Below are 12,224 nucleotides of genomic sequence, written 5' to 3'. Positions count from 1 at the left end.
CCTTAGCGATTTTGTTCTTTATAAAAATATAAAATAAAAGTACATAGTTATAAACTTGGCTCTGTTTTAAAAAAGAGCGAAAGATTAAATAATAAACTTCTAGGAGGATACTTATGGATTACAAAAATAAAATTGCACAGCTAATTAAAGAACATGTAGATTTGGATGTTAATGCTATAGAAAAACTTATTGAAATACCACCTAAGTCTGAAATGGGGGATTATGCTTTTCCATGTTTTCAACTTTCTAAAGTAATGAGAAAAGCACCTAATATGATAGCTGAAACTTTAAAAGATGCTATTAACAAAGAAGGATTTGAAAGAATTGAAAATCTTGGACCATATTTAAATTTCTTTGTTGATAAAGGAGTATTTGCTGAAAATACAATCAATAAGATATTAAAAGATGGAGATAACTATGGTGAATCTAACATAGGAGACGGTAAAACAGTTTGTGTTGAATATTCTTCACCTAATATTGCAAAACCATTCCATGTAGGACATTTATTTACTACAGCCATTGGTAATTCTTTATACAAAATGTTTAAAAAAGAAGGATATGATGTTGTAGGTTTAAATCATTTAGGAGATTGGGGAACTCAATTTGGTAAGCTTATATCAGCTTATAATAGATGGGTTGATGAAGAAGCTTTAGAAAAAGCTCCAATTGATGAACTTCTTAGAATTTATGTTAAATTCCATGAAGAAGCAGAAAAAGATCCTAGCTTAGAAGACGAAGGAAGAATGTATTTTAAAAAGCTAGAGACAGGAGATCCAGAAGCACAAGCTTTATGGAAGAAATTTAGAGATTTAAGTTTAAAGGAATTTGAAAGAGTATATGATATATTAGGAGTTAAATTTGATTCATTAGCAGGAGAAGCATTCTATAATGATAAAATGGATGTAGTAGTTAATGAATTAAAGGATAAGGGATTACTTGTAGAAAGTAATGGAGCACAGGTTGTAATGTTAGATGATTATAATATGCCACCTTGTATAGTATTAAAAGGTGATGGAGCATCTATATATGCAACAAGAGATTTAGCTGCTGCTATGTATAGAAAGAAAACTTATGATTTCTACAAGAGTATCTATGTAGTTGGAAGCCCACAAGCATTACATTTTAAACAAGTATTTAAAGTGTTAGAACTTGCAGGACATGAATGGGCAAATGATTGTGTTCATGTTGGATTTGGATTAGTTAAATTTGCAGATAGAAAGCTTTCTACAAGAAAGGGAGAAGTTGTTTTACTTGATGATTTGATAAGAGAATCAGTTGAAAAAACTTTAGAAGTTATAAATGAAAAGAATCCAAATCTTGAAAATAAAGAAGAAGTAGCTAAGAAAATAGGTGTTGGAGCTATTATTTTCACTTACTTAAAGAATTCAAGAGAAAAAGATATCGTATTTGATTGGAAAGAAATCTTATCATTTGAAGGAGAAACAGGTCCTTATGTTCAATATTCTTATGCTAGAGCTAACAGCATATTAAGTAGAGCAGAGAATATTTCTTCAGAGGTTGATTTTAGTAAATTATCTTCAAAAGAAGAATTTGAATTAGTTAAAGTTTTAGCTAATTTCAATAATCAAATTAAACTTGCTACTGATAAGTTAGAACCATCAATTTTAACAAGATATGTTATAGAAGTTGCAAAATCATTTAACAAATTCTATAATGCTCATTCAGTTTTAAATTTAGATGATGAAGTTTTAAAAGCAACTAGATTAAGCTTAGTAAGAAGTAGTTTACAAGTAATAAAGAATGGATTAGAACTATTAGGAATAGATGTAGTAGAAAAAATGTAATTAAAAAAATAGCTAGAAACTTTAATTTTAAGTTTCTAGCTATTTTTATTTAATGCTATGGCTATGTTTTAGTAGAGTGTTGATATATACATAAGTTCAATTACAATGCCACTTTACCCATTGTATATATTAACACATATTTAAAACAGAGCCTGAGAATATTAAAAATAAGGATTAAGTCACTGTTAAATTAAATATGGTAATACATAATTAATTTAACAAAGAATTAATCTTTATTAAATTAATATATGATATAATATTTGGTAATACGTAAGAATATTTTAAGAGAGGAGAAAGGGAATGATTATAAATAGGAATGTAAAATACAAGGATATATTAGTAATTGCTATTATTGGTATTATTGTATATAAAATAATAGATAATTATGAGTTTTTCTTTAATATAGCAAAACATTTTCTATCTATTATATCGCCATTTATATATGCTTTAATTTTTACATATATATTAAATCCTATAATGATGCTTTTTGAAAAAAGATGTAAACTTTCAAGAGGAAAGTCTATATTAGCAACATATGCAGTTATAACAGGAATAATAATAATGTTTTTCTTATTTACTATACCTAGTTTGATAGATAGTATTGGTAGCATAATTAAAGAAGTACCTATATATATGGAAACAATTCAAGAATGGATTAACACAGCTATTAAAAACCCTAGATTAAGCGAGTTAATAGTTGACGCTGGTTTAGTAGATAAAATTGAACTTTTATCAATTAAAATGGGTAATTTTACAATAACTTTATTACAAGGCATGTTAGGATATTTATTATCTTTTACAGGAAACTTAGTAAAAATAGTATTCGGATTTTTAATAGCTGTTTATGTATTATGTGACAAAGATGGATTATTATATGGTTTAAAAACTATAACTTATATAATTTTAAAAGAAAAGAAGGCTAATGAATTAATTAATGTTTGTAAAACTTATAACAAGATGATAGGAGTGTATATAGGAGCAAAGGCTATAGATTCTGCTATAATAGGGCTTATAGCTTTAGTTGGTTTAGTAATAGTTAAAGCTCCATATGCACTATTATTATCAATCATAGTAGCTATTACTAATATGATACCTTACTTTGGACCTTTTATAGGAGAAGTTGTTGGTGCTACAGTGTGCATATTTGTTTCACCTATGAAGGCTCTTATAGTATTTGTGCTTCTACTTTTAATTCAACAATTTGATGCTTGGTATCTTGATCCTAAGCTTATAGGATCAAAAGTAGGAGTGAAACCATTTTGGATCATTATGGGGGTAATAATAGGTGGCGCATTCTGGGGACCTATAGGAATGCTATTGGCATCACCTACAATTGCAACTATTAATATTTATTATATTAGAGTAGTAAAATTTTATAAGTCTAAAAATCCAAGCTTATTTAAGAATTTATAATGAATAATTCTATGTTTTTTTATTCTTTAGGAATTTATATTATTAAAAAATTTGTGGATAACTTTTAAAATAATGTGTTTTAAAGGTATTATGAGTACCCCTAAAGAATAAAAAATAATCATATGTAATTGGTAAAGTGTCATTTCTAAATTTAATTACTCAATCTAGAGCTCTTTGCTTCTTTGCATATATCAATAATACACTTCTAAAACATAGAACAACATAAAAATAGACTATATTTAAAAGAGCGTTGATAGAATACCAACGCTCTAAAATATAGTCTATTTTTTATCTAAAATATTACTGCATGTTTTAGAACAATTTTTACAACTACTACTGCAATTACATTTGCCTTTAGATGAATTTTTTATTGATTTCATAATTATAAAAACTGAAAATAAAACAATTAGTATAGTACAAGTTATTTCTACCATAAATCACATCACCTTTATGTAATAATTAGTTGAAATTTTAATTTTATATTTTTATATGATTAAGTTACCTATATTAAATACTAGGAATGAAACTATCCAAGCAAGTACTAATTGATAAAATACTGAAAATAAAGTAAATTTATCACCAAATTCTTTTTTCATAGTTCCAATTACAGAAATACAAGGTGTATATAGTAATATGAATACTAAGAAAGAATAGGCAGATAATGCAGTAAAATGTGCACCTAAAACAATATCTAAATTACCAGCAAAAATTACTTGCATAGAAGCTATAACTGATTCTTTAGCAAGTAGTCCTGAAAGTAATGAAACAGCAGATTGCCAATTTCCAAATCCTAAAGGTGAAAACACAGGAGCTATAACATTACCAATAGAAGCTAAAATGCTTTCATTTACTTCACTTACCATACCAGTAAAGTTAAAGTTTGATAAAAACCATATTACAACACTCATAGCAAAGATTATTGTTCCAGCTTTTTTCAAAAAGTCTTTTCCTTTATCTCCTGTTTGCTTTAAAATCGATGATAGTTTTGGCATTTTATATTCAGGAATTTCAATTATAAATGGTTCTTCATCTTTTTTGAAATATGTATTTTTAAATAATATACCGAGTAAGAATGCTAGAAGTACACCTAAAAAATATAATGATGCAACAACTAACCCTCTATAATCTGTAAAAAATACAGATGCAAATACTACATAAACTGGTAAACGTGCATTACATGACATTAAAGGAACAAGTAAACAAGTAAGTTTTCTATCTTTTTCACTTTCTAAAGTTCTTGCAGTCATTATTGCAGGGACAGTGCAGCCAAAACCAATCAACATAGGTATAAATGCTTTTCCTGATAATCCCATTTTTCTCATTAATTTATCCATTAAAAATGCTACTCTAGACATATAACCACTATCTTCTAATATGGTAATACATATAAATAATACTAAAATTATAGGTAATAATACTAGTATTCCACCAACACCTGCTATTATTCCATCAATTATTAAAGATTGAAACCAAGGAGCAGTGCTTGATAATGAATTACTTACAAAAGGAACAAAAGCATCATTTAAAAATGTGTCTAATAAATCTGATAAAGGCTGTCCAACCCAAGAAAATGTAATTTGAAACATTAAAGCTATTATCATTAAAAAGATTGGATAAGCAAAATACGGATTAAGTAGAATCTTATCTATTTTTTCAGAAGTAGTTATTTCATTATTTTGTTCCGATTTTATACATTGTTTTAATGTATCTTCAATAAATGAATAAGCATCTTCTTCAGAAGAAAATTCAAACCTCTCATTATTTTCTGAGTTTTTAAAATTAGCTTCTTGTAATTTTGCTGAAATTTTATCAATTCCAATGTTTTTTCCAGCAGATATAGGAATTATCTCAACGTCAAATAATTTTGATAGCTTTTTATAATCTATAAAAATACCTTTAGATTCTGCTACATCAATCATATTTACTGCTAATATGATTGGTTTATTAAATTCTTTTAATTGAGTTGTTAAGTAAAGATTTCTATTTAAATTAGAAGCATCTACTATGTTTAGTATTAAATCAACTTGTCCATTTTGCAAAAAGTCTTTTGCTACTTTTTCTTCATTTGAAAAAGTATCCATTGCATAAATTCCTGGCAAGTCTACAATTTTTATGTCATTTATGTATCCTTCTTTTTTTTCAACAGTTACTCCAGGCCAATTACCAACATATTGATTGGATCCAGTTAAAGCATTAAATAAAGTAGTTTTTCCTACATTAGGATTTCCAAGCAAAGCTATGGTCGTCATAAGTTAAAATCCTCCCTATATTGATAAGAATATATTCTTAGCATCATTTTTCCTAATAGCTAAATCAAATCCTCTAAAATTTATAACTATTGGATCTCCTAAAGGAGCTCTTCTTTTAAATTCAATTTCAGTACCTTTAATACATCCTAAGGCTGATAATCTTTTCTTTAATTTTAAATCACCTTCAATGAAATCTATTATTCCTTTTTCACCAGGTTTTAAATCGCAAATACACATGAATATCACCTCTAATTGAAAATTATTATCGTTCAAAGTATAATAATAGCATCTTTTTTACACTTTAGTCAATAGTTGAAGTCCAAAAACATAATATATAATATAATGGAAAAAATATAAATAATTAAAGATAAATAAGAAAATATAATACAAACTTTAACTAATTAAAAAAATACAGTATAATAAAATATAAAAAATATACTATACTATGAAAGACGGGGTGAGATAATGTCAAAAATAGGGGCATTTTTTGATTTAGATGGAACATTATACAGAGAAGGTTTAATTACAGAAGTATTTAAAAAGATGGTTAAATATGAGATTATAGCGCCTGAGAGATGGTATAATGAAGTAAAGCCTCATTTTTTAAAATGGGATAAGAGACAAGGTGATTATGACAATTATCTTTTAAAGATGGTAGATGTTTATTTAGAAGCTATCAAAGGATTAGAAAAGCATCAAGTAGAGCATATAGCGCAAAAAGTAGTTGAACAAAAAGGTGATAGGGTTTACACTTTTACAAGAGATAGAATAAAGTGGCATAAAGAGCAAGGTCATATTATAATAATAATATCAGGTTCGCCTTCAGAACTTGTTAGAGAAATGGCCAATAAATATGGCTTTAATGATTATAAAGGTACAATTTATATGGTAGATAAGAAAGATATGTATACAAGTGAAGTTATACCTATGTGGGATAGCGAGAGTAAATCTAAAGCTATAAATGAACTTGTAGAGAAATATGATATAGACCTTAACAAAAGTTATGCTTATGGAGATACATCTGGAGATTATACTATGTTTAAGCATGTAGGACATCCATTTTGCATTAATCCAACAAAAGAACTTTTACAAAAAGTTATGAGTGACAATGAAGTGACAAATAAAGTTAATGTTATAGTAGAAAGAAAGGATGTAATATATAACTTAAATATTGAAGATATACAATTTGTATAGGAAAGAGTGGTACTGTGATTATTCGTGAGAACAACGTAAAGGTAGAAGAATTTAGTGATGAATTTATGATAAAACCTGAAAATAGAGAGTATTTACCTAGTGAGCTTATATTTTTTGATCTTGAACACTATGTATATAAAAAACCAAAGTGTATTGGAGTATTTGGAGCTTGTGAATTTAATAAAAGACTAAATGAAATTTTGGTAACACAATATATGATAGAAGATAGAGACGAAGTAGCTGATATATTATATTTGGCGCGAAATTATTTTATTAAGATGAAAAAATTAGGTAAAAAAGCAATTGTGACATTTTCAGGGAATAATGATTTTACTGTTATAAATTATCTTTTTAAACAATATGGGATAGAATATGATTTTAACAAGGAATTTGATTCAATAGATATACAAAAAGAATATGAAAAAAATAAAACCACATCTATAGGACTTAAAAATTTAGAAAAGCTATTTGACATTATAAGGGAAGGAGAAGTAATTAGTGGATCGAATTTAGCTAAAACTTTTCATAAAGTATTAAAAGACAAAAGTTACTTCAAAAGAATGCCAGAGGAAAAAATAGAAAAAATACTTCTTTATAATGAACAAGATGTGGTTAATTTATATCATATTTATGTTAAGTGGAAGAAATATATATATGATGATAATGAAATTGAAGAGTTAGATGAGAGTATAGAAGAATTGGATGATGAAATAGATAATTTTAATTATGAAAATAAATCAATAATAAATCACTAAGTTCAACTTAAAATAAATTTTTCTTAGCTTTAGATTAAGTGCATGAAATTTAAAGCTAAGAAAGTCTAAATAATACGGTACCTTAAAACCCCTCTGCATAGTAAATGATTATGCAGAGGGGTTTCTATTATTTAAGTAATTCTATACCTTTTTTTAATCTTGAAATTGATTCTTCTTTTCCAAGTAATATAGCAAGCTCGAAAGCACCACCTGGAGTAAATGATTTACCAGAAAGAGCAGTTCTTATAGGCCATAACATTTGACCATTTTTAATTTCTAATGATTTTATTAATTCGAACACTTTTTCGTGGATATAATCTTTATTCCAATTTTCTTCATCGATTGCTTCAATAATTGGTAAAACTTTTTCTAAGTTTTCTAATGAACTTTCAACTGTACTTTTCATTTTTTTATGAACATAAAGATCAGTTGAATATTCTGGTAACTCTTCTAAGAAATCAATTTGTTCTGCTAGATCGCTTAATAATTCACATCTTGTATGTAATAAGTCTGAAATGAATTTTAAATCAAAATCTTTCTTTAAAACTTTCTTATATTCAGGAACAGCAAGTTCATGGAACTCATCTAAAGAAAGTTTTCTTATATATTCACCATTCATCCATTTTAATTTAGCATCATCAAATATAGCAGGTGATTTACTTATATCCTTGAAATCAAATTTTTGAGTTAATTCTTCAAGACTGAATATTTCTTCATTTGTTCCAGGGTTCCATCCAAGTAATGCAATGTAGTTAAGTACAGCTTCCTTTAGATAGCCTTTTTGAATAAGATCTTCAAATGATGCATCACCATTTCTCTTTGATAATTTATGATGAGTATCTTTCATAATTGGTGGACAATGAACATAAACTGGAACATCCCAACCAAATGCTTCATATAATCTATTATATTTAGGTGAAGATGAAAGGTATTCATTACCTCTAACAACATGAGTTATACCCATTAAATGATCATCTACAACATTTGCAAAATTATAAGTTGGAAGACCATCAGATTTAATTAAAATCATATCTTCAAGTTCAGAGTTATCTACAGTTATTTTACCGTATATAACATCATCAAAAGTTGTTGATCCAGTTGTAGGATTATTTTGTCTTATTACATAAGGTAATCCTTTAGCTAGATTTGTTTCTATTTCTTCTTTTGTAAGATGTAAACAATGCTTATCATACTTAAATGGTCTCTTTAAAGCTTCAGCATTTTCTTTAAGTATATCTAATCTATCTTTAGAACAGAAACAATAGTAAGCTTCTCCTTTTTCAACTAATTTTTTTGCATATTCAAGATATATAGCTTTTCTTTCACTTTGAACATAAGGTCCAACTTCACCGCCAACATCTGGACCTTCATCGTGGTTAAGACCTGTTAATTTTAGTGTGTTATATATAATATCAACCGCACCTTCTACTAATCTTTCCTGATCAGTGTCCTCAATTCTTAGTATGAAATCTCCATCTTCATGTTTAGCTATAAGATAAGCATAAAGTGCAGTTCTTAAATTTCCAACATGCATATAACCAGTTGGACTAGGTGCAAATCTTGTTCTAATTTTTTTTGATGCCATTTTTATTTCACTCCTATACAAATCTTCATAAATAAAGCCCTTTCATATGAATATTAAATGAAAGGGACATAATATATATAATATTAATTCTATGATATATCAACAGCCATTCTATGTCAATATTTTGGAGGACTTAGATTCATCTCATACATAATTATTTTTTTATTCTTTAAGAATTTATAAAAATCTTAAATCTGTGGATAATTTCTAGAATATTATATTTTAAAGGTATGATGAGTATCTCTAAAGAATAAAAAATAATCATATGCTACACCATTATTTCTTCACTGCATTTGGAAAGTGTGCATGGCTAAAAAATTGCCAGATCTAAAGTCACTTTGGAGATTTTGTTCTTATATTATGTCCATCAGAAGATAAGATAATTGTATGCTCTTTATTTGTTTGATAAATTTTTATGTTACTTTTAGTTAAACATTCTATTGTGGATTTATTAGGATGATTAAATTTATTATCATTACCAACAGAAATTATAGCTAGTGAAGGATTTACTTTTTCAATAAAAGCTTTGCTTGAGGAGGTGGATGAACCATGATGACCTATTTTTATTACATCACTTTTTATATTATTATTTGAATCTAATAATATTTCACTCTCTACTTCGTTTTCAGCATCTCCTGTAAATAAGAAGGAAGTATCTCCATATTGAATTTTTATAACAGGTGAATAATTATTTATATTGTCATATAGATCTTTAATTGGAGAAAACACAGTTACATGAGTATTCTTTCCTAGATCAATGGTATTAGTATCTTTTTTTAATACATTAATTTTTAGATCTTTATCTTTTAATGCATCTATCATTTTTTCGAATGTAGATGTAGTATTTTCTATTTTAGGTGCATAAAATTTGTTAATTCCATAAGTTTTTATAATTTTAGCCATGTTACCTATATGATCTTCATGAGGATGGGTTGCAATAATATAATCTATTTTTTTTATATTCAATGAGCGTAGGTAACTTAAAATTTTATTTCTAGATTCTTTTGGACCAGAATCTATTAGCATATTTATATTGTTTACTTGTATAAGACTTGCATCACCTTGTCCCACATCAATGTAGTGAATAATCATATTATTATAATCATAGTAATTAGTGTTTAAATTCAAGTATCTTAGCATAAATAATGTAGATAATATTATAAATAATAATAGTAGTTTAAATTTCAAATTTCTTTTAACTCTCATAAGAACACTCCTTTAAATTATTTTACCATTAAATAGAAAATAATTCTTAAAAAAGATAAGGATTTCAATTAATGTAATATGTATATAAATTAAAAAAATGAAAAATTGAAAGGTTGAATATTGCAAAAATTATGTTATAATTAAATAAAAATACAGCTTTTATAGAAAAAATGCAATATTGACTTATTTAAAAATTCATAATAGGGGGCAAATAAATGAAAAAAGAATTTTCCATGAGTAATGATAAAGTAATGATTAATTTTACTACAAAGTATTGTAATAATATTGATTCAGTGTTAGAAAGTGAAGGCTTTAGAAGGGTATTAAATAGTTATTTAGAAAAATCAAAAAGAAAAAATACATTAACATATAGATTTTTAACAGATTCATTAGAATCAAATGATACATCTAAGATTTGCAAGGCATTAATAAAAGCTATAAAATTTTTAACAATAATGGGTGTAGAAGAAATTATAGAATTAAGTCCAGGTTTTGAAGCGTTATTGACTAATAAAGATAGCTTTATTAGATTTGTAGAAGAGTTTTATTCTTATTGGAGAAGATTAGAAAGATATACAATAATTCATAGATATAAATTAAGACAAGGATTAGCTGCAATGAGCTTTACAGAAGCAAATGCAGAGTTCTCAGTAATCATACTTAAATTATATAGGAAGGTTGAAAAAAATGTATTAGGTTATCAACCTAAGGTTTATAGACAAATTCCTGCTGGTGGAAACGCATGTATCATGATTCATCAAATGGAGTGGCCCATTCCTAAAGGGTATGAAACATTAGAAGATATACCTTTTATAGATAACATTCTTTTAGAAACACCATTTATAACTTATCCAAAGAGAAATACAAGAGATGGAGTGTTTTCAGAAATTGATGAAAATCCATTAAAATATGCAAGTATAAACAAAGAACATTGGTTTTGTTATCCTGCTAAAATAGGAGAGTCATTAGCATATATATACTTCCATAGAGATTATATGGAACATGGAATAACTTTATGTAACTTATTCGAGATGGCTAGAACAGAAGAGATAAGAGGCAGAAGACCTGATATAGTATTTGTATTTGGCGCAAATGATGAAAATGGAAAAGATTTAAATACTGTATTCTATAATGATTATAAAAATGATATTATGCTTGGTTATATAAATCATTCAGATAAAATTGACTATTTTGGATATATGAAAAAAATGTCATTAACTCTTCATAATTTAATAATGATTAAAAAAGGATATTTACCAATACATGGGGCTATGGTAAATATTGTATTGAAAAATGGAAAAACAGCTAATGTAGTTATTATGGGGGATAGTGGGGCAGGAAAATCAGAAAGCTTAGAAGCATTTAGAAGCTTAAGTGAAGATTATATATCTGATATGACTATAATATTTGATGATATGGGAACTTTTAAATTAGAAGATGGTGAAATAAAAGGGTATGGTACAGAAATAGGAGCATTTGTTAGATTAGATGATTTGGACCAAGGATATGCTTTTAAAGAAATGGATAGAAGTATATTTATGAATCCTGATAAAGTGAATGCTAGACTAGTTATGCCAGTTTCATCTTACAAAGAAATAATGGCAGGATATAAAATTGATTTCTTCTTTTATGCAAATAATTATGAGGATGTAAAAGAAAATGAAAAACATCTAGAATATTTCACTTGTGCTGAAGACGCAGTAAATGTATTTAGATCAGGTGCAAGAATGGCTAAGGGAACTACAACAGAAAAAGGATTAGTTGAATCATTCTTTGCAAATCCATTTGGTCCAGTTCAAAAACAAGATGAGACTAATGTACTCATAGAAAAGTATTTTGATTTTATGTTTAAATCAAAGCAAACTAAAGTTGGTCAAATTAAAACTTGTTTAGGAGTATGTGGAGAAGAGAAGAATGGTCCTAAAAATGCAGCTTTAGAATTATTTGAAGAGATTAAAAAACTATAATTAGTATGTTTTAAAAAATATTGATATATTTATAAGTAAAGTGGACTGAG

General features: G+C 26.8%; 10 protein-coding genes. 5 read left to right on the top strand and 5 right to left on the bottom strand.

Translation table 11 applies throughout. The features are described 5' to 3' along the window. Positions 1–113: 113 nt before the first annotated feature. Both argS and NG918_RS13940 read left to right on the top strand, forming a co-directional pair. Positions 114–1,805 carry an arginine--tRNA ligase gene (gene argS / locus NG918_RS13945; RefSeq protein WP_252226699.1) on the top strand — a complete coding sequence of 564 codons (1,692 nt, stop codon included), beginning with the start codon at positions 114–116 and terminating at the stop codon, positions 1,803–1,805. 300 nt (positions 1,806–2,105) lie between these two features. Beyond that, positions 2,106–3,218: an AI-2E family transporter gene (locus NG918_RS13940; RefSeq protein ID WP_252226697.1), complete on the top strand. Its 1,113-nt coding sequence runs from the start codon at positions 2,106–2,108 to the stop codon at positions 3,216–3,218. Positions 3,219–3,499: 281 nt separating this feature from the next. Here NG918_RS13940 and NG918_RS13935 read toward each other — a convergent pair whose 3' ends face one another. The 3 genes from NG918_RS13935 to NG918_RS13925 are packed head-to-tail and all read right to left on the bottom strand — an operon-like array spanning position 3,500 to position 5,704. After that, complete coding sequence (locus tag NG918_RS13935) at positions 3,500–3,652, bottom strand: FeoB-associated Cys-rich membrane protein (protein ID WP_252226696.1); 153 nt, start codon at positions 3,650–3,652, stop codon at positions 3,500–3,502. Positions 3,653–3,703: 51 nt separating this feature from the next. Next, positions 3,704–5,467: a ferrous iron transport protein B gene (feoB, locus tag NG918_RS13930; protein WP_252226694.1), complete on the bottom strand. Its 1,764-nt coding sequence runs from the start codon at positions 5,465–5,467 to the stop codon at positions 3,704–3,706. Between the two features lie 15 nt (positions 5,468–5,482). Further along, complete coding sequence (locus NG918_RS13925; RefSeq protein WP_252213132.1) at positions 5,483–5,704, bottom strand: FeoA family protein; 222 nt, start codon at positions 5,702–5,704, stop codon at positions 5,483–5,485. 228 nt (positions 5,705–5,932) lie between these two features. Here NG918_RS13925 and NG918_RS13920 point away from each other — a divergent pair, with 228 nt between their 5' ends. Both NG918_RS13920 and NG918_RS13915 read left to right on the top strand, forming a co-directional pair. Continuing rightward, positions 5,933–6,661: an HAD-IB family hydrolase gene (locus NG918_RS13920; RefSeq protein WP_252213133.1), complete on the top strand. Its 729-nt coding sequence runs from the start codon at positions 5,933–5,935 to the stop codon at positions 6,659–6,661. Between the two features lie 14 nt (positions 6,662–6,675). Next, the gene (locus NG918_RS13915; protein WP_252213134.1) at positions 6,676–7,416 is read left to right on the top strand and encodes a ribonuclease H-like domain-containing protein; all 741 of its coding nucleotides are present in this window, start codon (positions 6,676–6,678) and stop codon (positions 7,414–7,416) included. 127 nt (positions 7,417–7,543) lie between these two features. On the opposite strand, the gene gltX is transcribed toward NG918_RS13915, so the two are convergent. Both gltX and NG918_RS13905 read right to left on the bottom strand, forming a co-directional pair. Continuing rightward, positions 7,544–9,001: a glutamate--tRNA ligase gene (gene gltX, locus NG918_RS13910; RefSeq protein ID WP_252226691.1), complete on the bottom strand. Its 1,458-nt coding sequence runs from the start codon at positions 8,999–9,001 to the stop codon at positions 7,544–7,546. Between the two features lie 333 nt (positions 9,002–9,334). Further along, positions 9,335–10,207: a ComEC/Rec2 family competence protein gene (locus NG918_RS13905; protein ID WP_252226689.1), complete on the bottom strand. Its 873-nt coding sequence runs from the start codon at positions 10,205–10,207 to the stop codon at positions 9,335–9,337. A 215-nt stretch (positions 10,208–10,422) separates the two neighbouring features. Between NG918_RS13905 and NG918_RS13900 the strand changes: the two genes are divergently transcribed. Next, positions 10,423–12,174: a phosphoenolpyruvate carboxykinase gene (locus NG918_RS13900; protein ID WP_252226687.1), complete on the top strand. Its 1,752-nt coding sequence runs from the start codon at positions 10,423–10,425 to the stop codon at positions 12,172–12,174. Positions 12,175–12,224: the final 50 nt, after the last annotated feature.

The organism is Clostridium sp. ZBS2 (genome assembly GCF_023845855.1).
Classification (GTDB): domain Bacteria; phylum Bacillota; class Clostridia; order Clostridiales; family Clostridiaceae; genus Clostridium; species Clostridium aquiflavi.
This window is presented reverse-complemented; position numbering and strand designations above follow the sequence as displayed.